21 protein-coding genes are annotated in these 26415 nt (G+C 74.4%); 9 read left to right on the top strand and 12 right to left on the bottom strand.

Features of this window, described 5'->3' with window-relative positions:
* Nucleotides 1-6: 6 nt before the first annotated feature.
* From M3666_RS17175 to mtrA, 4 genes are all read right to left on the bottom strand, one after another.
* Nucleotides 7-768: a phosphoribosyltransferase family protein gene (locus M3666_RS17175; protein WP_251155570.1), complete on the bottom strand. Its 762-nt coding sequence runs from the start codon at nt 766-768 to the stop codon at nt 7-9.
* A 211-nt stretch (nt 769-979) separates the two neighbouring features.
* Nucleotides 980-2659: an LpqB family beta-propeller domain-containing protein gene (locus M3666_RS14310; protein WP_066654971.1), complete on the bottom strand. Its 1680-nt coding sequence runs from the start codon at nt 2657-2659 to the stop codon at nt 980-982.
* A complete protein-coding gene (gene mtrB, locus M3666_RS14305) occupies nt 2659-4368 on the bottom strand; it encodes an MtrAB system histidine kinase MtrB (RefSeq protein WP_235426343.1) in 1710 nt (569 codons plus the stop codon). Before mtrB ends, M3666_RS14310 begins: the two co-directional genes overlap by 1 nt.
* Before the next feature lie 5 nt (nt 4369-4373).
* Nucleotides 4374-5048 (bottom strand): MtrAB system response regulator MtrA, encoded by a 675-nt coding sequence (mtrA, locus tag M3666_RS14300; RefSeq protein ID WP_066658387.1) that lies wholly within the window; start codon nt 5046-5048, stop codon nt 4374-4376.
* 150 nt (nt 5049-5198) lie between these two features.
* Between mtrA and M3666_RS14295 the strand changes: the two genes are divergently transcribed.
* Genes M3666_RS14295 through M3666_RS14275 form a run of 5 tightly spaced genes read left to right on the top strand, consistent with a single transcriptional unit; the run spans nt 5199 to nt 10879 of the window.
* Entirely contained in the window at nt 5199-6572 is a 1374-nt protein-coding gene (locus M3666_RS14295) for a glycerophosphoryl diester phosphodiesterase membrane domain-containing protein (protein WP_251155569.1), read from the top strand.
* Nucleotides 6569-7204: a DUF4129 domain-containing protein gene (locus tag M3666_RS14290; protein ID WP_144411323.1), complete on the top strand. Its 636-nt coding sequence runs from the start codon at nt 6569-6571 to the stop codon at nt 7202-7204. Before M3666_RS14295 ends, M3666_RS14290 begins: the two co-directional genes overlap by 4 nt.
* Nucleotides 7201-8457: a DUF4350 domain-containing protein gene (locus M3666_RS14285; RefSeq protein ID WP_251155568.1), complete on the top strand. Its 1257-nt coding sequence runs from the start codon at nt 7201-7203 to the stop codon at nt 8455-8457. Before M3666_RS14290 ends, M3666_RS14285 begins: the two co-directional genes overlap by 4 nt.
* A complete protein-coding gene (locus M3666_RS14280; RefSeq protein ID WP_374109591.1) occupies nt 8454-9521 on the top strand; it encodes an AAA family ATPase in 1068 nt (355 codons plus the stop codon). The genes M3666_RS14285 and M3666_RS14280 overlap by 4 nt, the downstream gene beginning before the upstream one ends.
* The gene (locus tag M3666_RS14275) at nt 9521-10879 is read left to right on the top strand and encodes a DUF58 domain-containing protein (RefSeq protein ID WP_251155567.1); all 1359 of its coding nucleotides are present in this window, start codon (nt 9521-9523) and stop codon (nt 10877-10879) included. Before M3666_RS14280 ends, M3666_RS14275 begins: the two co-directional genes overlap by 1 nt.
* Before the next feature lie 49 nt (nt 10880-10928).
* Here the strand turns inward: M3666_RS14275 and M3666_RS14270 are convergent, their stop codons facing one another.
* The gene (locus M3666_RS14270; protein WP_251155566.1) at nt 10929-11924 is read right to left on the bottom strand and encodes a stage II sporulation protein M; all 996 of its coding nucleotides are present in this window, start codon (nt 11922-11924) and stop codon (nt 10929-10931) included.
* A gap of 62 nt (nt 11925-11986) precedes the next feature.
* Here M3666_RS14270 and M3666_RS14265 point away from each other — a divergent pair, with 62 nt between their 5' ends.
* Nucleotides 11987-12856 (top strand): RDD family protein, encoded by an 870-nt coding sequence (locus tag M3666_RS14265; RefSeq protein ID WP_251155565.1) that lies wholly within the window; start codon nt 11987-11989, stop codon nt 12854-12856.
* 59 nt (nt 12857-12915) lie between these two features.
* Here M3666_RS14265 and ahcY read toward each other — a convergent pair whose 3' ends face one another.
* Complete coding sequence (ahcY, locus tag M3666_RS14260; protein ID WP_209685210.1) at nt 12916-14394, bottom strand: adenosylhomocysteinase; 1479 nt, start codon at nt 14392-14394, stop codon at nt 12916-12918.
* Nucleotides 14395-14580: 186 nt separating this feature from the next.
* Entirely contained in the window at nt 14581-14805 is a 225-nt protein-coding gene (locus M3666_RS14255) for a DUF3499 family protein (RefSeq protein ID WP_066654995.1), read from the bottom strand.
* 92 nt (nt 14806-14897) lie between these two features.
* Between M3666_RS14255 and M3666_RS14250 the strand changes: the two genes are divergently transcribed.
* On the top strand, nt 14898-15338 hold the full coding sequence (locus tag M3666_RS14250; RefSeq protein WP_066654996.1) for a metallopeptidase family protein: 441 nt from the start codon (nt 14898-14900) through the stop codon (nt 15336-15338).
* Nucleotides 15339-15631: 293 nt separating this feature from the next.
* Here the strand turns inward: M3666_RS14250 and M3666_RS14245 are convergent, their stop codons facing one another.
* From M3666_RS14245 to manA, 5 genes are all read right to left on the bottom strand, one after another.
* Nucleotides 15632-17035: a DUF5719 family protein gene (locus tag M3666_RS14245; protein WP_066654999.1), complete on the bottom strand. Its 1404-nt coding sequence runs from the start codon at nt 17033-17035 to the stop codon at nt 15632-15634.
* Complete coding sequence (locus M3666_RS14240; RefSeq protein ID WP_251155564.1) at nt 17032-19911, bottom strand: glycosyltransferase family 2 protein; 2880 nt, start codon at nt 19909-19911, stop codon at nt 17032-17034. Before M3666_RS14240 ends, M3666_RS14245 begins: the two co-directional genes overlap by 4 nt.
* Before the next feature lie 153 nt (nt 19912-20064).
* Nucleotides 20065-20403 (bottom strand): WhiB family transcriptional regulator, encoded by a 339-nt coding sequence (locus M3666_RS14235; RefSeq protein ID WP_081985311.1) that lies wholly within the window; start codon nt 20401-20403, stop codon nt 20065-20067.
* Nucleotides 20404-20593: 190 nt separating this feature from the next.
* Complete coding sequence (gene galE, locus M3666_RS14230; RefSeq protein WP_066658396.1) at nt 20594-21556, bottom strand: UDP-glucose 4-epimerase GalE; 963 nt, start codon at nt 21554-21556, stop codon at nt 20594-20596.
* A gap of 54 nt (nt 21557-21610) precedes the next feature.
* Nucleotides 21611-22819, bottom strand: coding sequence for a mannose-6-phosphate isomerase, class I (gene manA, locus M3666_RS14225; protein ID WP_251155563.1), 1209 nt, complete (start codon nt 22817-22819; stop codon nt 21611-21613).
* Nucleotides 22820-22921: 102 nt separating this feature from the next.
* Here manA and M3666_RS14220 point away from each other — a divergent pair, with 102 nt between their 5' ends.
* Both M3666_RS14220 and M3666_RS17170 read left to right on the top strand, forming a co-directional pair.
* Nucleotides 22922-25006, top strand: coding sequence for an acyltransferase family protein (locus M3666_RS14220; protein ID WP_251155562.1), 2085 nt, complete (start codon nt 22922-22924; stop codon nt 25004-25006).
* A gap of 24 nt (nt 25007-25030) precedes the next feature.
* Complete coding sequence (locus M3666_RS17170; protein WP_251155561.1) at nt 25031-26407, top strand: O-antigen ligase family protein; 1377 nt, start codon at nt 25031-25033, stop codon at nt 26405-26407.
* Nucleotides 26408-26415: the final 8 nt, after the last annotated feature.

Genomic DNA, 26415 nt, shown 5'->3' with positions numbered 1-26415 from the left:
GAGCGGTCACTCCTCGACCTCGGCGAGCGCGACGCACCGCACCACGCGACCCCCGGCCGCACGGACCGCGCGGACCGCCTCGGCCATGGTGACGCCGGTCGTGACCACGTCGTCGACCACCACGACGTCCCGACCCGCGACGTGCGCCGCACGGAGCGTGCCCACCGTCGCCTCGACCCGTTCGAGTGCCGTCCGCTCCTTCTGGCCGTGCGCGACGCGCTTCGTGGCCCGGGAGCCGGGACGGTCCGCGGGGACCCGCCCCCGGACTCGCCGGAGTGCCCGGCGCGGCGCGCGACGGGCCCGCCCACGCGCAGCACCCGCGCGGCGGAGCAGCAGGACGACCGGGTCGAACCCCCGTCGCCGCGCCCCGGCAGGCGACGGCGGCACGCGGACGAGCAGCGCTCCCGGGACGTCGGCCAGTGCCCGGTCGACGAGCGCGCCGAACCGTGGCGCGAGCACCGGCACGAGGTCCGTCCGGCCACGGAGCTTCAGCTCGAGGACGAGGGCCCGCACGGTGTCCCGGTAGGCGAAGGCCGCGTCGAGTCGGACACCCGCGACCAGCCGGCGTCGCTGCGGCTCGGCGTCGAGTACGTCACGGCAGGGCCGGCAGACCGCGCGGTCCGGCGCACCGCACCCGACGCAGGCCACGGGGAGCACGAGTCCGAGCACCGCGGCGACGGCGTCCGACCAGGCAGACGGTGCGGTGGCAGGGGCGGTGGGAGGGGCGCCGGCAGCGCGGGTGCGGCGGCGCGGGTCGGTCCGGGACACGGGTCGATCGTGGCGCCGGCACACCGCCGAGGTGGGCCGTCGCGGCGGACGGTGGACGGGCCTCCAGGCCGCGCCGCGTGTGCAGGAACGGCCGCGCCGCGTGTGCAGGGACGGTCGCGCCGCGCGTGCAGGAACGGCCGTGCCGCGCGTGCAGGGACGACCCTGCTACCCGCGCAGGGGCGGCCGCGCCGCAGGAGCGGCGCGTGCCGCGTCAGCGCTGGGTACCGAGGACGTCCGCGGTGACCCCCGTGGTGTCCCAGCGGCCGCCGGTGGACTGCAGGACCGTGCCGTCCGCCATGCGCAGCAGGACCGATCCGCCGCTGCCGCCCGCCACCGAGGACGCCGTCCCGTCCGGCTTCGGCAACGTCGTCGACTGGCCGCCGACCGTCGACCGGACGACCTCGGGGCCGGCCTCCGTCTGCCCGACCGACACGACGTCGCTGTCGTTCACCCAGGCCGCACCGACGGCGTCACCCGTGGTCGCCTGCACGCGCACCGGCGAGCCGAGGCCCGTTGGCGTGCGGTCGCTGCCGCGGACGATCGCCATCACGTACAGGGCGGGCCCGTCGCCCGTCTCGATGAGGGCGAGCGCACGTGTGGAGTCGCGGGAGACCTGGAACGAGACGAGCCGACCGCGTGGCAGCGTCGTGGCGACCTCGTGCGGGTCGCCACCCAGCCCGTACGCCGTCACCCGGCTCGTGTCGTCACCGCTGCCGACCCAGACGAAGCCGAGGTCGTCGAGCGTCGGCGGGACCAGTCCGTCGGTCGCGTCGATGCGGAGCGCGTCCCGACCGCGGACCACGACCACGCCGCTGGCGTTGCCCACCGCGGCGACCGTGCCGGACGTGGAGAGCGAGAACGACTCCGGGTCGAGGGAGGCGATCGTCGTGCTCGCGTCGCCGCCGAGGGCCGCGACCCGACCGTTGCCCGTCGCGTACCCGACCTCGTCGTCGCGGTCGACGAGCGGTCGCGGGTCGACGTCGGGGTTGAGACGCGCCGTCGCGTCCTGCTGCTCCGGCTCGGCGAAGGTCGCCCCCTCGATGGTGATCGAGACGGACGACACCGAGGCGACCGACGCGAGCGAGCGGGTCAGCTGCTCGCGCATGCGCGCCTTGTCCTCGCCGCTCGAACCGAGGGCGTCGCGCGACAGGTCGACGAGCGCGGAGCCGTTCTCGATCGTGACCGCGTTGAGCGAGAGCTGCGTCCCCTCCGGGAAGGCCGACACGACGGCGCCCTTGAGCCAGTCGGACGGCCCGGCCAGCAGCGCACTGGCGATGCGGGTGCTCGTGGACGACCGGGCGAGGAACCACCGTTCGTCGGGCACCAGGTAGCGGTACGTCGGGTCGAAGAAGTAGAGCGCGTGCTGCTGGAACTGCGACTCGAAGCTCACCGGCGTGAGGATGATCCCGTCCGGGGCGTAGGCAATCCGCCACTCCCCGTCCTCGCGGACGAACTGGAACGTCAGGGTCGACGTCGTCGGCCGGACCGCCTGGGTGTACTCGCCGTCGGCGTCGACGGTCGCACTGGCGGTCAGCGTGTAGGTGAGCTCGCGGTCGGCGACCCGCTCGATCGCGCCGCTGCCCTGCAGGACGGTGACGCCGCGGCGCGGGTTCCACTTCTCGGCGAACCCCGTGGCGAGGAACTCGCGGGCGGTGCCGTAGTCGTCCTGCGCGCCGGTGCCGGCGGCGACGAAGCCGCGCAGGATCGCGGTCTGGTCCATGCCGGCGACCGGTCGGTCCGGGCGGAGCTCGAAGCCGGAGATCGCCTCGTCCTTCACCGACTGCCCGGTACGCACGCCGCCACCCGTCGGGATCGCCGCGCACGCCGAGAGGGCGACCACGGAGAGCGCCGCGAGCGTCACCACCACCAGGGTCCGGAGTCGTGCGCGCATCAGTCCTCCCCCCGGACGGCGCGGGGGCCGTCGTAGGTCTCGTCGAGTTCGGGCAGCGGGATGGCGGAGGTCGCGGTGCCGAGCGACTCGCCACGCGGCAGGGTCAGCACGAACGTCGAGCCCTCGCCGGGGCGCGACCACACGTCGATCCGACCGCCGTGCAGGTTCGCGTCCCCGAGGGAGATCGCGAGACCGAGGCCGGTGCCGCCGATGGTGCGCTTGCGGCTCGGGTCGGCGCGCCAGAAGCGGTCGAACACCCGCGCTGCGTCCTCCGGTGGCATCCCGACGCCCTGGTCACGGACCGCGATCGCCACGGACCGGGAGTCGCTGTCGACGACGACCTGGACGGGCTTCGCGTCACCGTGCTCGACCGCGTTGCCGACCAGGTTCCGCAGGATCCGCCGGATGCGCTTCGCGTCGAGCTGCATCGTGGTGTGGCCGCCGGGGGTGACGAGCTGCAGGTCGACGCCGGCACGGTCGGCGAGCGGGCGGAACTCCTCGACGATGTCGGCGGCGAGCGCGGCGGGCACGACGGGTTCGGTGTCGAGCTGCACCGCCTGGGCGTCGTAGCGGGAGATCTCGAGCAGGTCGGCCAGCAGCAGCTCGAAGCGCTCGACCTGTGCGTGCAGGAGCTCGGCGGACCGGCTCACCGACGGCTCGAAGGCGTGCCGCGAGTCGTAGAGCATGTCGCCCGCGAGCCGGATCGTGGTCAACGGCGTGCGGAGCTCGTGGGAGACGTCGGACACGAAGCGCTGCTGCACGCGGGAGAGCTCGGCGAGCTGGGTGATCTGCCGGCTGACCGCGTCGGCCATGTCGTTGAAGCTGCGCGCGAGGATCGCGATGTCGTCGTGACCCCGGACCGGGATGCGCTCGTCGAGCCGGCCGGCGGCGATCTTGCGACTCGTCTCGGCGGCACCGCGGATCGGCACGACGACGAGCCGCACCACGAGCGAGGTGACGAGCGCGATGAGGACGATGAGTGCGACGCCGCCGACCGACAGCGTCTGTGACACGAAGTCGAGGGTCTGCTGCGCGTCGGACAGGTCGTACACGATGTAGAGCTCGTACTGTCCGGCGCTCGGGACCTGCAGGACGGACCCGACGGCCAGGCCCGGCTCGCGGCGGCCGCCGTCGTCGAGCTGCACGGGCTGCAGGCTCAGTCGCCCGGTGTCCTTCCCGACCTCGCGGCGCAGGGCGTCGGTGATCACGGCGTCCGGGAAGCCCTGGCTCGCGAGGTTCTGCAGCGTCTGGGGCGTCGACTGGCCGGGCGTCCGCTCGATGGCGATGCTCGTGCCGCCCGGGCTCGTCGTGTTCGAGAGGATCGCCTGCTGCGCCTCGCTCTGCAGGGTCTCCAGCTCGGTCTGGTTGTTGTCCTCGGCCGCGGTCGCCGCGTCGAAGATGCCCTGCGCGACGATCGTCGCCCGGGCCGACTCGGACTCGATCTGGTCGCGGCGCTGCGCGTAGACGTTGTTCGAGATGCTGATCATGACCGCGGTACCGATGACGGCGACCGCGAGGCCGGTCGTCGCGACGGTGATCGCGACGCTGCGCACCATGAGCGACCGGCGCCACAGCCAGGCGACCGCGTACCACCCGCGACGGAGCCAGCGGCGGAGCCGACGCCGCACACGGGCGGCGCGACCGGGGAACCCGCGGCCGGCCCGCGGTGCGCCCCCGCCCGCCGCGGTACCGGACGACGCCGACGGCACGGTGCTCAGGCTCCTCCGGCCCGGTAGCCGACACCGCGGACGGTGGTGACGATCTTCGGGTTGTCCGGGTCGTGCTCGATCTTCGCGCGGAGCCGCTGCACGTGGACGTTCACGAGCCGGGTGTCCGCCTTGTAGTGGTAGCCCCAGACCTGGTCGAGGAGCATCTCGCGGGTGAAGACCTGGTTCGGCTTCTCGGCGAGCGCGCGGAGCAGGTCGAACTCGAGCGGGGTGAGCGCGATCACCGTGTCGCCGCGACGGACCTCGTGCGCGGCGACGTCGACGGTCAGGTCGCCCGCGTGCAGCACCGACGCGTCCCCCGCCGTCGGCCGCAGCCGCGTCTTGATGCGCGCGACGAGCTCCTTCGGGTTGAACGGCTTGACGACGTAGTCGTCGGCACCGTTCTCGAGGCCGGCGACGACGTCGGCGGTGTCGCCCTTCGCCGTCAGCATGATGATCGGGGTGCCGCTGTCCGCGCGGATCCGCTTGCAGACCTCGATGCCGTCGATCCCCGGCAGCATGACGTCGAGCAGCACGAGGTCGGGCTTCGTGCTGTGGAACGTCTCGACGGCGTCGTTGCCGTCGGCGCTGAACTCCGGGTCGTACCCCTCGGAACGGAGGACGATGCCGATCATCTCGGCGAGGGCCTGGTCGTCGTCGACGACGAGGATGCGCGGTGTCATGTGCATGGACTCCGTGGGACGGGCGGCGGTGCCGAGAGCCGGCACCCACAGTCACGATAGCCGAGCACCCGTCGCACCGGGATCTTGCGACAGTATGGGTGCACGGTCGCGCGTTCCGCTGCGCGACACGAGCACGACGAGGGGGCGGCGATGGCCGACTGGCAGGTTCCGGGATCCGGTGGGGGCGAGGACCGGACGGGAGGCCCGTCCCACCCCGCAGGGCAGCCGTCGTCCGCCGGGTGGTCGGGGCAGCAGCCGTGGCCGGCCCAGCAGGGCTGGCAGCAGCACGCCGGCCCCGGGCGTCCCGGTCCCGGTCCGCAGCGACCGCCGGCGCAGCGCCCGGTCGTCCCGCTCCGTCCGCTCGGCCTGGGCGACGTGCTCGCGGGGGCGTTCACGGTGTTCCGGCGGAACCCGCGCGTCCTGCTCCTCTGGAGCCTGCTGCTCAGCGGTGTGCTCGGGCTCCTCGCGACGCTGGCGAGCACCTTCGGGCAGCAGTCGCTGCAGGCGCGCATGTCGTCGGCGGTCGAGGCCGGCGGGAGCGGCGCGGGGGACGTCGTCGCCGGGTCCGTGACCCTCTTCCTCGTGCTCTCGGTCGGGCTGCCCTTCCTGGCCTACCTGGGCCGGGCCTTCCTCGTCGCGCCGGTCGCGGCGGACACCGGGCAGCGCGTGCTCGGGCGCCGCGCGAGCTTCCGCGGCCTCTGGGCGCTCCTCGCCGGTCGGCGGTGGCCGGTCCTCGCGTGGATCCTGCTGCAGCTCGCCGCGGGCCTGGTCCTCGGCGCGGTGTTCGGCGGACTCGTGGTCGGCATCGCGGCCGGTCTGGTCGCGGGTCGCTCCGGCATCGGCGGCTTCATCGGCGCGTTCTTCCTGCTCGCCCTCGGCGCACTCGTCGTGGTCGCCTGGCTGGCGACGAGGTTCGCGTTCACCGTCCCCACGATCGCCCTCGAGGGCCGGGGCGTCTTCTCGGCAGCGGCGCAGTCGTGGCGACTCACCCGCGGGGCGTTCTGGCGCACCTTCGGCATCGTCCTGCTCGTCCAGGTCACATTCGGGATCGCGGGGTCGATCGCGTCGATCCCGCTCACGTTCGGCACGGTCCTGGCCATCGGCGCCTTCGACCCGCTCGGTCAGACGGGCGCGGCCGCCGGTGTGGGCGTCGGGGCCGTCGTGGCGATCGTGCTCGGTGCGCTGCTGTCCATCGCCGTGCAGTGCGTCACCGACGTGCTCAGCGCCTCGGTCCTGACCTTCCTCGCCCTCGACCGCCGCATCCGCACCGAGGCGCTCGACCAGCGGATCGCCGCGCACCTGGACACCGGGGAGCCGTCGGACCCGTTCGCACCGGCGCCCGCCGTCGCCCGCCCGCCGTGGCCCGGTCAGCAGGGGCCCGGACAGCAGGGCCCCGGACAGCCCTGGCCGGGTCAGCCGTCGACGCAGCAGTGGCCCGGCCCGCAGCAGCCCACGCAGCAGTGGCCCGGCCCACAGCAGCCGTCGCAGCAGTGGCCGGGGCAACCGTGGCCGGGCGGCTCGTGACGCTCGGTCCGGACGAGGCACGTCGACTGCTCGAACGCGAGCTCGAGCGAGCCGACTACGACGGTGCGCGCGCGACCTGGTGGGACCGGGCCTCGCGCCACGTGCTCGAGTGGCTCGGGTCCTTCCGCCCGGGCGGCGGGCTGGACTCCCCCGTCCTCGGGCAGTCCGTGCTCTGGATCGCGGTCGTCGTGCTCGTGGCGGTCGTCGTGCTCGTGGTCGTCGCCCGCGGTCTCCCCCGTCGCCGGGCCCGCACCGCGCGGTCCGACGACGGGAGCGTCTTCGACGCCGACGACGTCCGGTCCGCCCGCGAGCTCGGCGACGCCGCCCGCTCCGCCCTGCGCGCGGGCGACTGGTCCGCCGCGGTCCTCGACGGGTACCGCGCCGTCGCGCGCGGACTCGCCGAACGCGACCTCGTGCGCGAGGTCCCCGGCGCCACGGCGCGGGCCGTCGCCGGCCGCGCGGCACCGTGGTTCCCCGACCACGCGGACCGGATCGACCGGGCAGCGCGCGCCTTCGACGACGTCCGGTACCTCGGCACCGAGGCCGACGAGGCCACGGCACGCTCGGTCATCGACACCGAGGCGACGGTCCGCGGTGCCCGACCCGCGGTCGCACCGGCGGTGTCGACGTGAGCGCCGCCGCGACCGCGATCCGCGTCGTCCGCGCCCCGGGCAGGCTCGGTCGTGTCGCCTTCTGGGTCGTCATCGTGCTCGTCGGTCTGCTGCTCGCCGGGCTCACCGCGGCCGTGCAGTCCTCCACCGACCCGTCCCGCGAGCCGCTCGACCCGGCCTCGACGACGGCGAGCGGTGCCCGGGCGCTCGTCCGGGTGCTCGAGCAGCAGGGCACCCGGGTCGACGTGGTCGACCGCGTGGACGGCCTCGACGGCGACGCACTCCGCGGTGCGACGATCCTGGTCGACGACTCCGCCGGCGCCCTCGACGCCGGGGTCGCCCGCCGACTCGGTCGCTCGGCCGAGCACGTCGTCCTGGTCACCACGGACCAGGCTGCACTCGACGCCCTGGGCCTCGACGTGGTCGCCGCCGGCCCCGTGCTCGGGGACGACACCGTCGCGACCACCGGGTGCGCCGTCCCGGCCGTCGCCGCCGCCGAGCGCATCACCACGAGCGGCCAGGGCTATCGCCCGCCGTCGGACGGCCCCGTCCCGTCCGGCACCGACCTCTGCGCCACGACCGGCAGCGGGGACGACCGCGTCGCCGGCATCGTCCGGACCGCCACGCCCGGCGGCGACGTCACCCTGGTCGGCACGACGGGGGCGCTGCGGAACGACACGATCACGACCGCGGGCAACGCCGCCTTCGCACTCGACCTGCTCGGTTCCGGTGACCGGCTCGTCTGGTACACGCCGACCCGGACGTCGGCCGACGCCGCGCCGACGATCGGCTCGCTCGCACCGTCGTGGGTGCCCGGCGCCCTGCTGCTGCTCGGCCTCGTCGCGGTCGCGGCCGGTGTCTGGCGCGGTCGCCGGCTCGGGCCGCTCGTCGTGGAACGGATGCCCGTGGTCGTCCGCGCCTCCGAGACCACCGAGGGGCGCGCACGCCTCTACGCCAGGACCCGGGACCGCACGCACGCGCTGGACACCCTGCGGCTCGCAGCGCTCCGACGGGTCGGGCACCGCCTCGGGCTCCCCCGCGGTGCGCACGTCGACGAGGTCGTCCGTGCCGCGGCCCGCGCGACCGGTCGTCCCGACCCCGCCGTCGGCGCCGTCCTGGTGGGCGGCCCGACGACCGACGACCGTGCGCTCCGCGACGGCGCAGCGGCCCTCGACGAGCTCGAGCGTGCCGTCCGCGCGGCGACCGGCGCCCCCGTCCCGCAGACCTCCATCCCCCGAACGCCCCACCGCAACCGACGAGGAGCACGACCGTGACCGATCCGTCACCCGCCCAGGAACCGAACGGCACGACCCGGACCGACGCTGCGTCCACCACCAGGACGCGGCCCGCCACGGAACCGGACGCCACGGCACGCCCGACCGGCGGCACCGACGCGCTCCGGGACGCCTTCGGCCGGCTCCGCGCCGAGGTGGGCAAGGCCGTCGTCGGCCAGGAGGGCGCCGTGTCCGGGATGATCGTCGGCATCCTCGCGCAGGGCCACGTCCTGCTCGAGGGCGTCCCCGGCGTCGCGAAGACGCTGCTGGTGCGCAGCCTCGCAGCGGCCATGTCGCTCGACACGAAGCGCATCCAGTTCACCCCGGACCTGATGCCCGGCGACGTCACGGGCTCGCTCGTGTTCGACGCGTCGACCGGCACCTTCCCGTTCCGCGAGGGCCCGGTCTTCACGAACGTGCTGCTCGCCGACGAGGTGAACCGCACGCCGCCGAAGACGCAGTCCGCACTGCTCGAGGCGATGGAGGAACGCCAGGTCAGCGTGGACGGCGCCGCGCGGCCGCTGCCCGACCCGTTCTTCGTCGCCGCGACGATGAACCCCATCGAGTTCGAGGGGACCTACACGCTGCCGGAGGCGCAGCTCGACCGCTTCCTGATGAAGCTCACGCTCGACGTGCCGCCCCGGGACGTCGAGTGGCAGGTGCTCCGTCGGCACGCGGACGGCTTCGTCCCGCGGGACGTCCGGTCGGCCGGGGTCCGGCCGGTCCTCGGCGTCGACGAGGTCCTCGCGGCGCAGCGGGCCGTCCGTGCGGTGGGGGCGCGCGACGACGTCCTGGCGTACGTGGTCGACCTCGCCCGCGCCACCCGGCAGGCGCCGTCCGTCCGCATCGGCGTGAGCCCCCGCGGTGCGACGGCGCTCCTCGCCGCCGCGAAGGCGTGGGCGTGGCTCACCGGCTACGACGCGATCACGCCGGACCACGTGCAGGCGATGCTCCTGCCGGTCTGGCGGCACCGGCTGCGCGTGGCCGCGGACGCCGAGCTCGAGGGCGTCGGGGCGGACGGGGTGCTGCAGCAGGTCGTCGAGCAGGTCCGGGTGCCCTTCTAGTGGCCGTCTCCGGTCGCTTCGTCGCGCTCCTGGCGGTCGCGATCGTCCCCACGGTGCTGCTCGGCAGTGCCTGGGGCGGCGTGGCGTGGGCGGCCGTCGTGGTGCTCGCCGCCGGGCTCGACGTCCTGCTCGCCGCCGATCCGGGCTCGGTCCGCGTCGAGCGACGGATGCCGCAGCTGGTCCGACGCGGCAGCACCGCCGACGGCACGCTCGTCCTGGCGAACGACGGACGTCGGCCGCTGCGCGCGGTCGTCCGGGACATGTGGGAGCCCTCCGCCGGCCACGCGCCGCACCGGATCCGCTCGACGGTGCCCGCCGGGGAACGCCGGACCGCCCGGGTGCGCTTCACGCCCTTCCGTCGCGGCCGTCGCACCAGCGCCGGGGTCGCCGTCCGGTCCTTCGGCCCGCTCGGCCTCGCCGCCCGGCAGGCCGTCCTGGACGCGCCCGGTTCGCTGGTGGTCACGCCGCCCTTCCGATCGCGTCGGCACCTGCCCTCCCGGCTCGCCCGGCTCCGCGAACTCGACGGTGAGACCACCCTGCAACTGCGGGGTCACGGGACGGAGTTCGACTCCCTGCGCGACTACGTGCGCGGCGACGACGTGCGGTCGATCGACTGGCGCGCGACCGCCCGGCGGCAGGACCTGGTCGTCCGGACGTGGCGACCGGAGCGTGACCGCCGCGTCGTCATCGTCGTCGATGCCGGTCGTGCCGGCGCCGGACGCGTCGACGACGAGCCGCGGCTCGACACGTTCATCGAGTCCGCGCTGCTGCTCGGCGCGCTCGCGACGGCTGCCGGCGACCGGGTCGAGCTGGTCGTGCTCGACGACACCGTCCGCGACCGGGTCCACGGTGCGACGCGGACCGACGTGGTGCGACGCTTCGGCGAACGGCTCGCACTCGCCGAGCCGGGCCTCGCGGCGACGGCCTGGTCGGCGGTCCCGGCAGCCGTCGACGCCGTGACGACCTCACGGTCGTTCGTCGTGCTCCTGTCGAGCCTGGACTCCGTCGGCGCCTCGGCCGACCTGCTCGCGGTGCTCCCCCGGCTCACGCGACGGCACGCCGTCGTCGTCACGAGCATCGCGGACCCGGCCGTCGAGCGGATGGCGAGCGGGGTCGCCGAAGCCGGTCACGGGACACCGGAGCAGCGGGACGGACGGATGTCGCGCCTCCTGGCCGGGTCCGGTGCCGAGCGCGACGTCTACCGACGAGCGGCCGCGGAACGGACCCTGCTCGACGCGGACGGCGTCGGGGACGTCGCACGCCGGGCCGGCGCCGAGGTCGTGCGCGGTGGGCCCGGGGCCGTGCCACCGGCCGTCGCCGACGCGTACATCCGCGCGAAGGCGGCCGGCCGGCTCTGAGCTGCGGCCGGCGGGCGGCGGGCGCACGACCGACGGTTCAGCCCACGGCTCAGCCCGCGGTGAGCGCCGTCGCGCCACGCTCGAACTCCTCGACGTCACCGCGCTCACCCGCGCGGAACGCACGGCCGCCGAGCACCCACTGGTACCAGAGCACCGCGGCCAGTGCGACCGTGCCGATGCCGATCTTCACCGGCCACGGCCAGTCCTGGCGGGTCACCACGCCCTCGACCAGCCCGGAGAGGAGCAGGGTGAGCGCGAGACCGACCGCGACCGTGAGGAGGGCTCGACCGTCCTCCGCCAGGGCCTGCGCCCGCGTGCGCGCACCGGGGGCGATCCACGACCAGCAGATCATCAGGCCGGCGGCACCGGCGAGGAAGACCGAGTACAGCTCGAGCTGACCGTGCGGAGCGATCCAGAGGAAGAAGTCGCCGAGCCGCCCCTGCGAGTGCATGATCGCCGCGGAGACGCCGAGGGTCACCGCGTTCTGCACGATCGACACCGGGACGTAGAGCCCCGTGATGCCGAAGGCCACCATGCGTGCCGCGATGAAGGCGTTGTTCGACCACACCTGCGCGGTGAACGCCCCCAGGCCGTGGTCGGAGTAGTACGCCTGGAAGTCCTCCGTCGCGTACTGCCGCAGGGCCTCCGGCGTGCCGAACGTCGTCACCGCTCCCGGGGTCGACGCGATCCACACGGCCACGATCGCCGTGATCGCGATGGTCGCCGCCGCGACCCAGACCGTGACCCAGCGGATGCGGTACAGCGCCGCCGGGAGGTGCCGCGCGAAGAACGTCGTGACGGCGGTCAGGGGGTCGACCGGCGTGCCCGTGAAGCGCAGTCGTGCGCGGAACACGGTGCGGGACAGGCGGTCCCCCACCGCGGAGCCGGGCGCGACGCCGCGGACCCGCGCGAGGTCGGTCGCGACCTCCTGGTAGCCGCTGACCAGCCGGTCCGCGTCCGCGCCGGACCCGTGTCGGGCGCGGGCGAGCCGGTCGACCTCGTCCCAGCGGTCGCCGTGCACCGCGCTGTAGGCCTCCAGGTCCACGTGCCTCCCCCGATCGCACACACCGGGCCCCCGAGGGGACCCGCTCACGACAGAATGATCCCATGGGGAAGACGCGCGTGCCACGCGACCTGTCCGACGCCCGCTTCGGCGGGACGCTCGACGAGGCCGCCGACGAGCTCGTCGTCGGCGAGGCCGTCGCGCTCGACGTGCAGCCGGCCGGCATCGTGCTGCGACTCGCGGCGGCGCTGCTCGACGGGGTCTGCCTCGTGGCGCTGCTCGCCATGCTGCTGTTCGGGCTCGCGAGGGTGTGGCCGCCCGGCGCCGACACCGTGTGGCTGTTCCCCCTCGGCATCGGGGCCGCGGTGACGGTGCTCGTGCTCGTCCCGGCCGGGGTCGAGACCGTCACGCGGGGCAAGAGCGTCGGACGGTACGCCGCCGGGACCCGGGTGGTGCGGGTCGACGGAGGCGCGATCGGGTTCCGGCACGCCTTCACCCGCGCACTGGTCGGGCTGCTCGAGCTCTGGTCCACCCTGGGCTCCGTCGCGTTCGTCGTGGCGCTGTTCGGCTCGCGCCCCAGACGCCTCGGCGACCTGCTCGCCGGCACCTTCGTGCAGCACGAACGCGGCGCACGTCGGCGCGACGTGGAGGTCCTGCTGCCGGTCGAACTCGTGCCGTGGGCAGCGGTGGCGGACGTGTCGGCGCTGCCGCAGCGGCTCGAGGACCGCCTCGGGGCCTTCTTCCGGTCGGCGGCCGACCTGCGGCCGGAAGCGCGCGAGACCGCCGCGCGGATGCTCGCGGCGGCGGTCTCGGAGCACGCCTCCCCGGTGCCGGACGTCCACCCCGAGGTGTTCCTCGCGGGCGTCGTCGCCGTGCGGCGGGAGCGCGACGTGCGGGCGCTGCGGGCGCGGGCAGCACTGCTCGACGGTGCGGCGGCCGTCGCCGGGGCGCGGCCGCCGGGCTTCCCGCGCTGAGGCGCTGGCGCCGCCCCGCGCGGCGACGGGAGCCGCGCAGCAGCGCGGCGCCGGCGCGGTCAGTACCGGTAGTGGTCCGGCTTGTAGGGGCCCTCGACGGGCACACCGATGTAGGCGGCCTGCTCCGGCCGGAGCTCGGTGAGCCGGACCCCGAGGGCGTCCAGGTGCAGGCGCGCGACCTTCTCGTCCAGGTGCTTCGGCAGCACGGAGACCCCCGTCGGGTACTCCTCGCGCCTCGTGTGCAGTTCGATCTGCGCCAGGACCTGGTTCGTGAACGAGTTGCTCATCACGAACGAGGGGTGCCCCGTCGCGTTGCCGAGGTTCATCAGCCGTCCCTCGCTCAGCACCAGGACCGAGCGGCCGTTCGGCAGCCGCCACTCGTGCACCTGCGGCTTGATCTCGACCTTCTCGACCCCCGGCAGCGCCTCGAGCCCCGCCATGTCGATCTCGTTGTCGAAGTGTCCGACGTTCGCGACGACCGCCAGGTGCTTCAGCGCGAGCACCTCGTCGACCCCGACGACGCCGAGGTTGCCGGTGCAGGTCACCACGATGTCGACCTCGCCGGCGACGTCCGCCAGCCGGGCGACCTGGTAGCCGTCCATCGCCGCCTGCAGTGCGCAGATCGGGTCGACCTCGGACACGACGACCCGGGCGCCCTGGCCGCGGAGCGCCTCGGCGGCGCCCTTGCCGACGTCTCCGTAGCCCACGACGAAGGCGACCTTGCCGCCGATGAGCACGTCGGTGGCTCGGTTGAGCCCGTCGGGCAGCGAGTGCCGGATGCCGTACTTGTTGTCGAACTTGGACTTCGTCACCGAGTCGTTGACGTTGATCGCCGGGAAGCGCAGCTCGCCCTTCCGAGCGAGCTCGTACAACCGGTGCACGCCCGTGGTGGTCTCCTCGGTGACGCCCTGCACCTCGGCCGCGATGCGGGTCCAGCGGTCGGTGGAGCGCTCGAGCGACGCGGCGACGGTCGCGAGCACGATCCGCCACTCGGCGCTCGCGTCGGCCCCCGGCTCCGGAGCACGTCCGGCGGCCTCGGCGTCCGCACCGGTGTGCAGGAGCATCGTCGCGTCCCCGCCGTCGTCGAGGATGAGGTTCGGCCCCGTCCACGACTCCCCCGCGGCAGCGGCCTCGACGCTCCAGTCGAAGATGCGGTCGGTGCACCACCAGTACTCGTCGAGCGTCTCGCCCTTCCACGCGAACACCGGGACGCCCGCGGGTGACGCCGGGGTCCCCGTCGGCCCCACAGCGACCGCCGCGGCGGCCTCGTCCTGCGTGGAGAAGATGTTGCAGCTCGCCCAACGGACCTGCGCGCCGAGGGCCACGAGGGTCTCGATGAGGACCGCGGTCTGCACGGTCATGTGCAGGGACCCGGCGATCCGCGCACCGGCGAGCGGCTGCGACGGCCCGAACTCCTGACGCAGGGCCATCAGGCCCGGCATCTCGTTCTCGGCCAGGCGGATCTGGTGGCGACCCGCCTCGGCGAGGGCGAGGTCGGCGACGCGGAACGGGGCGGCGGTGCGGGTCTCGGTCGACATGGCGTCAGTCTGGCACGCCGGGAGGCGCGGACCGTCAGACGACGTCACGGACGTCGGGCGGGCCTCCAGGCCGCACCGGGAGACGCTGGACGGACCGGCTCACCTCCGGTGGGCGGGCCACCGGAACCGACGCACGCGGCGGCCGTCGGTCGGCGGCGTGGGCCATCGGGACCGCGGTGCGCGGCCTCAGTCGGCGGGCGCTGCGTCCCGCCGGATCGGTTCGCGCCGCACGACGTCCCAGCCGCGGGGCACGCGCAGGCGGGCCGCGTGGCGGGCGCAGAGGTCGTACCCGTGCGGCTCGACACGGGTGGAGAGGGGCCCGACGACGACCATGGAGTCGCCGTAGTCGTACGTCAGGGTCGCCGAGGCGCTCGCGCCACAGGCGACCTTGCTGCAGATCCGTACGTCCATACCGGCACCGACCCTACCGGGCGGACCACCGCGACGGCCTGCCGAGGGCCGTCGCCGGGGTCGGCCACGCCCTCGCCGCGTACGATGGCGGGATGCGTCGGAAGCACCCCACCGTCACCCCCGTCGACCGCGCCCGTGGTCGGTCACGGCACGGACGCGGTGGCCGGTCGAGTGTCACCGGACCGGAGCTCGCGCCTGTCATCACGCGCGCCGAGACGTTCGACCGCATCGTCGGCGACACCGCCCACTACCTGGTGGGGCTCTGGCCGGACGAGCTCGCCGGGGTGGTGTTCCAGGTGGCCGACATGCCGACCGACCAGACGCTGCCGGACCGCCTCCCCCGCTGGCGGGTCGACCGCGGCGACCGGCGCGTGACGCTGTTCCGGATCCCCGTCGAGCGGGTCACCCGGAGTCCGGAGAAGGACGACACGGACCGCCGCGTGATCATCGAGACCGCGGTGTTCCGTGCGGTCGGCGAGCTCATCGACAAGGACCCGTGGGACCTGGCGCCCGACCGGTACCGCCACTGGTGACCGACAGGGAACAGCACCCACGGCCGGACCCGGCACCCGAACGGTACCGCCACCGGTGACCGACACGGAACAGCACCCACGGCCGGACCCGGCACCCGAACGGTACCGCCACCGGTGACCGACACGGACCAGCACCCACGGCCGGACCCGGCACCCGACCGGTACCGCCACCGGTGACCGACACGGACCAGCACCCACGGCCGGACCCGGCACCCGACCGGTACCGCCACCGGTGACCGACACGGACGACGCGCCGGACGGGCACCGCCACCGCTGACCGACGGGCCCCGGCGTCAGGGGTAGACGCGCACCGGGGTCGAGACCTCCGTCGCCGGCCGAACCGGGAAGCCGGCGATGCCGTCGTCCGCGTCGTAGCTGACGCCCGCGACGAGCCCCTCGGCGCCGGTGAGCTCGAGCTGCGTCGACACGGGGACCTGCACGGTGGCCGTGCTGCCCGAGGCGACGTCCACCTCCTGCTCACGGTCCCCCGAGGTGATCGTCACCGTCGCGTCCGACCGCGTCGGGTTGACGAGGTTCATCCGCGACCCGCCGCCGGGCGCGACCGCGGTCACGACACGGTCGCCGAGGGGCTCCGCGGACGCGAACCAGCCGAGGTCGGTCCGACCGTCGTCGGTCGGCTTCGTGGTGCGGGCCCCCGCGACGAGCGGCTCCGTCGACGTCACCGTGAGCGAGTACCGCCCGTCCGGGAAGTCGTCGAGGGCGACGTCGGTGACGACCCCGGGCTCAGCGGTCGCGTTCACCGTCGAACCGCCGCCGTCCGCCGTCGTGATGCCGACGGTCACGCGTGCAGCGCGGTCGCCGGGGACGAACAGGCGGAGCACCGGGGTGGCGTCCTCGGTGTCGTCCCCGCGCTGCGCCTCCTCGGCGCCGCTCAGCACGACCGCGGGGATCACCTGCGTCCGCGCCGGTGCGGCGCCGCCGGAGACGACGTCGTAGCCGCCCGGGGTCAGCGTCCGCACGATGCTCTCCTGCATGTGCGCGACGATCTGCCCGCCGGACGAGGTCACGTGCACGACCGTCGACCCCTGGTCGGCGACGAAACCGGACAGCGGCACGACCTTCTGCGTGTTCGGTGCGACCACGATGCCGGTGGTCCCGGGCGCCTGCACGGTACCGGAGGCGTCGAACACGTCGAGGTCCACGGTGGCGTTGACGTCCGTCGGGTTCGACAGCGTGATGAGGCTGGTCCGGCCGGTCTCGGTGGAGCCGCCGACCAGCCAGGTCGACTGGCCGGGGTCGTCGCAGGACGCCGCGCCGAAGCCGACGAGGTCCCCCGACGACACGCTCTGCGAGGTGCTGCCGGCGACCTGCGGCGTGCTGTCACCGGCGGGCGCGGTGAGGAGCTGGGGGTCGCTGCCGCCGGTGGTCGACGAGCCGAGGGTCGACCGGTCGACGGTGCTGCCGGTGGTGCCGGTCGCGACCTCCGACGACCCGACGGTGCTGGCCGTCGTCGCGTCGTTCCCGGACTCGTCCGAGAGCCGCAGCGCGCTGCCGGCGCACACACGCTCGGCGTCGGCGGGCACCGGTGTGACGAGTCGACCGGCCGGGCGGAGCGCGGTGCTCTCGGTGCCGATCGCGTGCGCGGCCGTCACGGCGCCGGCGGCGACGACCACGGCGACCGCGGTCGCGGTGCCGCGGACGACCCACCGTCGGACGGACCGGTGCTCGGTGCTCATTCGTCGCGCTCCTCGTCGAAGGTGGTGGCTGGTTCCTCGGCCTCGATGACGTTCGAGGTGGCACGGCGGCGACGCGGTGCGGTCGGGACGGCGAGCAGGGCCGCTGCGCCGAAGACCACGCCGAGCACGATCAGGTACAGCACGTGCGTCGCCTGGGTCGCGGCCGAACCGGTGGACACCCGGTCGACGTCGCCCTCGTAGTGGAAGAGCCGGCCGGAGGTGGTCTCGCCGATGCTCGTGAACCGGGCGTCCTGGCCGATCGCTCCGGCCGCACGGTCGTGCACCTGCTGCGCCGCGTCGGCGTCCGGTGCGTCGTCGAGCAGCACGAACGAGATGCCGAGCTCGCGGAGCGCGGGTTCGGGGTCGTACCCGCTGCGGCTGGCGAGGTTCCCGGCGAGTGTGGCCAGCTGCGCGCCCGACCTGCTGAGGCGGAGCGCGGTGGAGTCGAGCGTCGTCTGGTCGTCGAGCGTCGAGCCCTGGCCGCGTTCGAGCGACACCGCGAGGGAGCCGTCGGTCTGCGGGTCGACCACGAGCGTGCCGACGTCCGGGTTGGCCTGGGCCTCGGCGTTCACGTAGGCGCTCAGGACCCGTCCGGTGGTCGGCTGCAGGAGCGTGTCACCGAGGGTGGACGCGGCGAAGGCGGGGGTGACCGCGACCCCGGCGAACACCGCCGCGACGAGTGCGGTGACCGGAGCGGTCCGCGGCAGCACGTCGATGCCGATCGACGCCGCGAGCACGATGCCGAGCGCCGTCACGGACAGGGCGCTGCCGGGCCAGACGATCGTCGTGGTCGAACCGACCCCGGTGACGGTGAGGTGGGTCGCACCGAAGGCCGTCGCGTAGCCGAGGAGCGCCAGGACGAGCGCTGCACCGGCGACGGCCCAGCGGTGTCCGAGGAGCGCCCCGACCGCGAGCATGACGACCGGCAGCGCGAGGACGGCCATCGCGACGGGCAGGACCGACGCCGCGAGCCCGAGGGGCGTCGTCGCGGGGAGCCACCCGCTCCAGTCCGGCAGCGGCTGCCCGACCGCGAGCTGGAGCGCCGAGGGGGCGCGCGTGGCGGAGGGGACGCCCGGGTCCGCGAACACGGCGAGCGGGTTGCCGCGGGCGACCTGCGCCAGGACGAGCGGCAGGAAGAGCACGGCGGCGGGGACCGGGATGAAGACCCGACGGTGCGCACGCCGCCAGCCGACGACGAGGGACACGACCCACCCGACCAGCAGGACCGGCAGCAGCGACGGCGCCGAGGCCGCGACGACCGCGAAGAGCAGCGACGCGCCGGACGCCCATGCCCACGAGCGGTGCGCCTCGAGCACCGCCAGCAGCAGCCACGGGAGCAGCACGTGCGCGATGACGGCCCCGAGGTGTCCGGTCGTGACGGCGCCGACGAGCGTCGGGGTGATCGTGTACAGCGCGGCACCGACGACGGGCACCCAGGTGCGGGTGGTGACCTTGCGGACCACGAACCAGGCGCCGAGCGCGGCGAGCGGGAACGAGAGCAGGAGCACGACCACGACCGAGGTCGACGGCGACCAGGCGGTGATCGAGCCGAGCACGGCGAGCACGGCGGCGAACGGGTCGCTCGGGCCGGTGGAGCCGGTCCCGACCGAGTGCCAGCCGTAGCCGACGTTCTGCCACAGCCGCCCGACCGAGGTGCTGAGCGGCAGGAGTCCGCCGCCCGTGACCGCGGGGGTGCCGAGCAGCGGGTACAGCGTCACCACGCTGAGCGCGGCCGCCGCGAGCACGACCCAAACGCCGCCGTCGCTGAGGAACGATGCCCGCGCGATCGGGGCGTCCTCGACCCGGGCGAGTTCGACGTCGCGCGAGGTGGTCCGTCGCTCGTGCACCCGGCGCCAGCTTACACGGAGGGGCTCGATGGCAGCCCACCCGACCCGACGGGTCCGCGCGGCGTTCGCCCGCGCCCGTCGGACGCCGCCACCGAAGGCCACGGCGAGGGCGGCGGCGAGTTCGCCGGAGACCGCGGCGGGGTGCTTCGCGACGAGGTGGCCGACGGCCCGGACGAGCGCGGTCGGCACGAGCAGCAGCCAGTGCAACCAGAGCAGCCCGGCGGGGGCGTACGTCAGTCGGCGGTGCAGTTGCGCCTGGCGGTGCAGGCGCACGCGCCGCCCCTCGGAGACGCGCTTGCGGCCGAACTCCTCGATCGGTCCGGCACTCGTCACGCGGGCCTCGGGCACCACGGCGACGCGGTGTCCGGCGAGGCGCGCACGGATGCAGAGGTCGAGCGCGGCGTCGACGTCCGGCAGCGCCGGGTCGAAGCCGCGGAGTTCGCGCCAGACCGAGCGGCGCACGAGCATGCCGGCGGCGGACACGCCCATCACGTCGGTGTGCCGGTCGTGCTGGCCCTGGTCGAGCTCGTCCTGCACGAGGGCCAGCGATCGGCCGGCGCGCGTCGTGCTCTCCCCGAACGCACGGATCCGTGCGGGGTCGTCCGTGTCGACGAGCTTCGGCCCGGCGACCACGACGGACGGCGCGATCTCGACCGCGGAGAGCATCTCGGCGAGTGCGGTCGGTGCCGGAGCGTTGTCGTGTCCGAGCAGCCACAGCCACTCGTCGGGCGCTGCGTCGGTCCCGACGTCGCCGTCCGCGGTCGGCGCTTCGCGCTCCCCCGCCGCGACGGCCTCGCCGAAGGGGCGACCGGCGGGCAGGCGCACGAGCCCGGCGGACCCGCCCAGGGCGAGCTCGGCCGTCGACCCGTCGGTGGAACCGACGTCGACGACGACCAGGTTGTCGGGGTGCCGGGTCTGGGCGACGAGGGCGTCCAGGGTCCGGTCGAGGTGCTCGCCGCCGTTCGCGGTCACGAGGACCGCGGTGACGCGGGGCTGGGCGGACCGGGGCTGCGCGGGACTGGGCTGCATGACGCGCGTCACTCTACGGTCTGGAGGCGCGGGACCGGTCTGCGGGAACGGCGCGCCGTCAACCTGTGCGCACCATCAACGGACGGTGGGTGGCGGAGGCGGGAGGCGCCTCCAGGCCGACCGACGCCCGTCGCGCTGCGCGCGGTGGGTGCGTCAGGCGCGGCGGCGGAGCTTCCGGCGCTCGCGTTCGGAGAGGCCGCCCCAGATGCCGAAGCGCTCGTCGTTCTCGAGCGCGTACTCGAGGCACTGCGACCGGACCTCGCACGACCCGCAGATCTTCTTCGCCTCGCGGGTGGAGCCGCCCTTCTCGGGGAAGAACGCCTCGGGGTCGGTCTGGGCGCAGAGCGAGTCGACCTGCCACGACAGCGGGTTCTCCTCGTCGCCCTCGGCACGGCGGACACCGGGGACACCGAGCGACACCGGGTCGACGTGCCAGTCCTCCGGCACGCCGGCGTGGAAGTCGGAACCGTTCACCCTGATCACCCCTGACATGTCGACGACGGCCTGCAACGACCGAAGCCGCTGCCTGTAATTACAGCGGTGTGATTCCGTTCCGTCAAGTCGCGGATCATAGAAGGTGCTGACCGCTGCGGCGTGTCATGTCCCCCGTACGGGCGTGTCGCAGGCCGTCTGTCCGGCGATCGGGGGACACACTGCGCACTCCGACCGCCGTGCCCGGACCTCAGCCGACGCGGCGACGGGCCTCCCAGGCGCTGGACACCATCTCGTCGAGCGAGTGCCGCATCGCCCAGTCGAGGTCGCGCGCGGCGGCCTCGCCGGTCGCGACGATCCGGGCGGGGTCACCCGGACGCCGGGGCGCGACCTCGGGCTCGAACGCGATCCCGGTGCCCGACGCCATGGCGTCCATGATCTGCCGGACGCTCACGCCGTCCCCGCTGCCGAGGTTGTAGGCGCGCTCGAGCTGCTCGCCCGCCTCGAGCTTCTGCGCCGCGACGGCGTGCGAGTGCGCGAGGTCGGCGACGTGGATGTAGTCGCGGACGCAGGTGCCGTCCGGGGTGTCGTAGTCGTCGCCGTTGATGCGCGGCACCCGGCCGGCGAGCAGCGCCTCGAACACGAGCGGGAACAGGTTGTGGGGGCTGGCGTCGTACAGGTCCGGCTCCCCCGACCCGACGACGTTGAAGTAGCGGAGCGAGGTGGTGGCGAACCCGGCGGCGACCTCCATGTCCCGGAGCAGCCACTCGCCGATGAGCTTGGACTCGCCGTACGGCGACTCCGGTGCCTTCGGGGTGTCCTCGACGACGACGTCGACGTCGGGTGTGCCGTAGACCGCGGCGCTCGACGAGAACACGGCCTTGGTGACGCCGTTCTCCGCCATCGCCCGGAGCAGGGTCGCGGTACCGGTGACGTTCTGCTCGTAGGTGTGCAGCGGCCGCTCGACCGAGACGCCGGCGTACTTGAAGCCGGCGACGTGCACGACGCCGGTCACCGCGTGCGCACGGAGGGTGCTGGCCAGCAGGTCGCCGTCGAGGATCGTCCCCTCGACGAACGGCACGTCCTCCGGCACGAAGGCACGGAACCCGCTCGACAGGTCGTCGAACGCGACGGTGTCGATCCCTGCGGCGCGCAGCGCGCGGACGACGTGGGACCCGATGTACCCGGCACCGCCGGTGACCAGCCAACTCATGCTCGTCACGCTAGCGGACGGCACCGTCCCCTCGGGCCGCAGGCCGCTGCGTGTTCACGCACCGGTCGCGATGAAGACCGTGGACGTCAGACCGGTCGCGGCGTCGGCCTCGACCGTCACGTCGCCCTCGTCCGGCGTGACGTAGCAGGACTCCCCCTGGCGGAGCAGGGTCGCGGACCGCGCGCCGACGAGGGTCACGGCGCCCGTGGTGCAGACCGCGATGCTCGGGCCGGAGAGCGGTGCCACACCGCCGGTGCCGAGGCCGACCGGACGACCGTCGCCGGTGACGCGGACCAGCGCGAACCCGACCCCGTCCGGAGCGAACCGGTCGACGCCCTGGTCGAGGCGTTCCGGGGTCAGCACCGGTGCCGGGTACGCGGTGAAGTCGAGCACCCGCAGGAGTTCCGGGACGTCGACGTGCTTCGCCGTCAGGCCACCACGGAGCACGTTGTCCGACGGCGCCATGAGCTCGATGCCGAGCCCGTCGAGGTAGGCGTGCACGTTGCCCGCGGGCAGGTACATCGCCTCGCCGGTCCGGAGCGTGACGCGGTGCATGAGCATCGACACGACCACGCCGGGATCGCCCGGGTACGCGGCGGCCAGGTCGACCACCGTCTGCACGTTCGGGGTGCGGTCGTCCTCCGGCAGGGCGGTGGCGAGGTCGGACGCCGCCTGCACCACGGCGAGCGCCGACGCATCGGCGGTCTCGAGCCAGCGCACGGTGTCCTCGAGCCCCTGCGCGAGGTGCGCGAGCAGCGGTCCGAGCCGTCCGCTCCCGCCGTCGAGCGACTCGACCTCGGCCACGGAGTCACCGACCGGGCGGAAGCCGCTGAGCGCCTCGAACCGGTCACTGAGGGCGACGACGAGCTCGGGCTTGGGGAACGGGTCCTTGTAGTTGCGCGCCGGGTCGTCCAGCGGGATCCCCGCCGCCTCCTCGCGCGCGAAGCCCTCGCGGGCCTGCTCGGGCGTGGGGTGCGCCTGGAGCGACAGGGGTGCCGCCGCCGCGAGGAGCTTCAGCAGGAACGGCAGGCCGCTGCGGTCCGGGCCGAGCGCGGCCTCGGGCTCGGCGTCGATCCAGTCGGGCAGGGTGTCGGCACCGCCCACCATCGCCGGGTTCACGACGACGCTGGGGCTCCCCGCGTGCGCGCCGAGCCAGAGCTCCGCCTGCGGTGCACCGGTGACGGTGCGGCCGAGGAGTTCGGGGATCGCGCTGGTGGAACCCCAGGCGTAGTCGCGTGGCGTGTTGGTGATGCCGAGGAACATGCCGCGAGCGTACCGGGCGGGGACCGGCGTCCGCTCGGCGCCGCCCGTGGTGCCGGAGCCGACCGGGGCATCGACGATCCGCTCTCGCATAAACTCCCCGCGATGTCCGAGCCGCGCCGCCCCGAGTCGACCCGATGGGACGTGCAGGCCCTGCGCGCCTTCGCCGTGCTGGCCGTCGTGCTGTACCACCTGTGGCCGAACCGGCTGCCCGGCGGCTTCGTCGGGGTCGACGTCTTCTTCGTCGTCTCCGGCTTCCTCATCACCGGCCACCTCGTGCGCGAACAGGCCGCGACGGGGCGCATCCGCCTCGGCGCCTTCTGGGCGCGACGTGCCGGGCGGTTGCTGCCCGGCGCGTTCCTGACGCTCCTGGCCACGGGCGCCGCGGTGCTGCTGCTCGTCCCGAGCTCGCTGTGGGGGCAGTACGGGCGCGAGCTGATCGCGTCGACGGTGTACCTGCAGAACTGGCAGCTCGCCTCCGACGCGGTCGACTACCTGGCGAGCGACAACCGGCCGTCGCCGTTCCAGCACTTCTGGTCGCTCTCGGTCGAGGAGCAGTTCTACATCGCACTCCCGGTGCTCCTCGTGCTGCTCGGCGCCGTGCTCGCCCGCGCGCGGCGTCGGGACCCCGTCCTCACGGCACGCCTCCTGCTCGGCACGGTCGCGGTCCTCTCCCTCGCGTGGTCGATAGTGCAGACGCAGACCGCGCCCGGCATCGCCTACTTCTCGACCGCCACGCGCGCGTGGGAGTTCGCGCTCGGCGGGTTGGTCGCGACGGTCCCGCTCGCCGTCGCCCGTTCGCGTCGGTCGCGTGCGGTCCGGACGGGAGGCACGTGGCTGGGCGTCGCGGGCCTGGTCGCGTCGGTCCTCGTGATCACGCCGACGACCCCCTACCCCGGCACCGCGGCGCTCCTGCCCGTCGTGTCGGCCGCGCTCGTGGTCGCCCTCGGTGCCCGCAGCGGCCTCGACGTCGTCGGCCGGACCCCGCCGGTCGCGTTCGTCGGCCGGACGTCGTACGCGGTCTACCTGTGGCACTGGCCCGCCGTCGTCCTGCTGCCGATCGTGCTCGGCCACCCGCTCGGCACCACGAGCAAGGTGGCGGTCCTGGTCGGGGCACTGGTCCTCGCCGCGGCGTCCACGCTGCTCGTCGAGGAGCCGCTGCGCGCTCGGGTCCGTTCCGCACGTGTCCGTCCGCGACGCGTCGCCGTGCTCGGCGTGGTCGCGTCGGTGGCGGTCGTCGCGCTCGGCGTCGGCACGCTGGCCGCGGTGCAGGTCCAGCAGGTGCAGGCGGCCGCGTTCGCCGAGCGCCTGACGCGCGGGGACGTCGACTGCTTCGGCGCGGCCGCGCGCATCGGCTCGGACGACCCGTGCGTCAACCCGCGCCTCGCCGACGTCCGGGTGCCCGCCCCGGCCGCCGCCCAGCACGACGACGCGAACTCGGGCGACTGCTGGTCGAACACGACGGCCGACTTCAACGTCTGCGCGCTGGGACCGAGGACCGGGTACCGGAAGCACCTGCTCGCCGTCGGTGACTCGCACAACAACGCCCTGATGACGGCCTACCGCGCGATCGCCGAGCGGGAACACTGGCGCATCGACGTCGCCGGGCACATCGGCTGCTACTTCACGACGGCCGTGCAGCAGGCCCCCACGCAGGGCTACACCGACAGCTGCCAGGGCTGGAAGCAGAACGCCGTGGACTGGGTCCGGCAGCACGACGAGGAGCTCGACGCCGTCGTGGTGACGCACGCGGCGACCAAGAGCCCGGTCATCGTCCCCGACGGCAGCAGCAACGACGCGACCGTGGTCGACGGTCTCGTCGGCGCGTGGCGGGCGGCGACGGACGCGGGCGTCCCGGTGATCGCGATCCGCGACAACCCGACCGCGCGCGACGACGTCATCGCGTGCCTCGCGCAGATGCAGGGCCCGACCACCGGGGCCTGCGACCTCCCGCGCGACCAGGCGCTGGCGGCCTTCGACGGCAGCGAGCAGGCCGTCGCGGCGGTCGGGGACCGTGCCCGGTACGTCGACATGACGGACTGGTACTGCGACCGGACCACGTGCCCCGCGGTGATCGGCGGGGTCGTGACGCACCGCGACCCGACGCACCTGACGGCGACGTTCGCGACGACGCTCGCCCCGGCACTCGGCGACCGGCTCAGCTCGGCGCTCGCGTCGCTCGAGCGCTGAACCGGGGGCGCTAGCCTGTCTCCCGTGACGAACACCTGGCCGATCGCCCGCGGAACCGTGTCCGAGCGTGAGGCGTTCGCCCTCGCCGTGACCGTCCTGCTGACGATGTTCGCCGGGGACGCGGTCCCGAACACGACGACGTGGTACGGCGCCGCGACGATCTGGGCGATCGAGGCCGCCTGGGGCATCAGCGTCGTGGTGCGTGCGCGACCGCCGCTGACCCGGACGCCCCGCGCGCTCTGGTTCTTCCTCGCCTGGTGCCTGGTGTCGGTCGCGTGGTCGCACTGGCGACCGGCGACGCTCGCGAGCATCGTGGCGCAGGTGGTCTGCGCGCTGGTCGCCTTCGCGATCGCGTCGACGCTCTCCTGGCGCCGGATCCTCGACGCCGCGAGCACCGCGTTCCGCTGGGTCGTCGGCCTCTCCCTGGTCTTCGAGGCCGTGGTGGCCGTCGTCGTGCGGCACCCCATCGCGCCGATCTGGACCGACTACGGCGACCGGGACATCCCGGACGCCTTCTACTTCTCGCGCGCCGAGCTGTTCACCGGCGGACGCATCCAGGGTCTGCCGGGCAACGCCAACCTGCTGGCGATGGTCGCCCTGCTCGCGGCGATCGCCGTCGCGGTGCAGCTCGTCGACGGCCGGATGCGCCGGGGCCGGGCGGTCGCGTGGCTGGTCGTGGCGGCCGCCACCCTGCTGCTCACCCGGTCCTCGACGGTGTTCCTGGCCGTGGTCGCGGTGGTCGTTGCCCTCCTGGTCGCCCTGTGGATCCGACGCGTCCCGAGCGGGCGCCGGGGACCGCGTGTGCTCGCGGTGGTCGCCGGCCTGGTCGTCCTGGTCGCCGCCGCCGTCGCCGCGCGCGCTCCGTTGCTGGCGCTGCTCGGCCGTTCGTCCGACCTGACGGGCCGGGGCACGATCTGGACCGCGGTCGTGGGTCTGGCGGAGCAGCACCCGGTGCTCGGCTGGGGGTGGATCGGCTACTGGTGGCCGGACATCCCGATGCTCGCCGAACTCGCGCCGCGGAACGGCGTCCAGTACCTCCAGGCGCACGATGCGGCGCTCGACGTGTGGATGCAGACCGGCCTGGTCGGTCTGGCGCTCTTCCTCGTGTACGTCCTGACCACCTTCGGCAGGTCGTGGTCGGGGGCCGTGCGGGAGTCCTACGGTCCCGGGCTCGTGCAGCGGCCGTTCGATCCGGTCTCGCTCTTCCCGCTGCTCGTCGTGGTCGCACTGCTCGTGCAGGCGCTCGCGGAGTCGCGCCTGCTCTACCAGGGGAACTGGGTGCTGTTCGCCCTCGTCGCGATCAAGACGCGGATCGTGCTCGTGAACGAGGAACCGCCGTCGACCGGGGACGGGCCGCGCACTCCCCTCGCGCAACGCGCCTTCCGCGCCACGTCGGGCTGAGGGGCGGC

Source organism: Curtobacterium sp. ODYSSEY 48 V2, assembly GCF_023712625.1.
Lineage (GTDB): Bacteria > Actinomycetota > Actinomycetes > Actinomycetales > Microbacteriaceae > Curtobacterium.
Note: the sequence above shows the minus strand (reverse complement) of the source record. Positions and strands in the feature narration are given on the sequence as shown.

Coding starts and splice junctions, on each gene's coding strand:
- M3666_RS14250 (WP_066654996.1), top strand. CDS start 14,898: ATGCGTCGGAAGCACCCCACCGTCACCCCCGTCGACCGCGCCCGTGGT.
- M3666_RS14220 (WP_251155562.1), top strand. CDS start 22,922: ATGTCCGAGCCGCGCCGCCCCGAGTCGACCCGATGGGACGTGCAGGCC.
- M3666_RS14245 (WP_066654999.1), bottom strand. CDS start 17,035: ATGAGCACCGAGCACCGGTCCGTCCGACGGTGGGTCGTCCGCGGCACC.
- M3666_RS14310 (WP_066654971.1), bottom strand. CDS start 2,659: ATGCGCGCACGACTCCGGACCCTGGTGGTGGTGACGCTCGCGGCGCTC.
- M3666_RS14255 (WP_066654995.1), bottom strand. CDS start 14,805: ATGGACGTACGGATCTGCAGCAAGGTCGCCTGTGGCGCGAGCGCCTCG.
- M3666_RS14295 (WP_251155569.1), top strand. CDS start 5,199: ATGGCCGACTGGCAGGTTCCGGGATCCGGTGGGGGCGAGGACCGGACG.
- mtrA (WP_066658387.1), bottom strand. CDS start 5,048: ATGACACCGCGCATCCTCGTCGTCGACGACGACCAGGCCCTCGCCGAG.
- M3666_RS14240 (WP_251155564.1), bottom strand. CDS start 19,911: ATGCAGCCCAGTCCCGCGCAGCCCCGGTCCGCCCAGCCCCGCGTCACC.
- galE (WP_066658396.1), bottom strand. CDS start 21,556: ATGAGTTGGCTGGTCACCGGCGGTGCCGGGTACATCGGGTCCCACGTC.
- M3666_RS14265 (WP_251155565.1), top strand. CDS start 11,987: ATGGGGAAGACGCGCGTGCCACGCGACCTGTCCGACGCCCGCTTCGGC.
- M3666_RS14235 (WP_081985311.1), bottom strand. CDS start 20,403: ATGTCAGGGGTGATCAGGGTGAACGGTTCCGACTTCCACGCCGGCGTG.
- ahcY (WP_209685210.1), bottom strand. CDS start 14,394: ATGTCGACCGAGACCCGCACCGCCGCCCCGTTCCGCGTCGCCGACCTC.
- manA (WP_251155563.1), bottom strand. CDS start 22,819: ATGTTCCTCGGCATCACCAACACGCCACGCGACTACGCCTGGGGTTCC.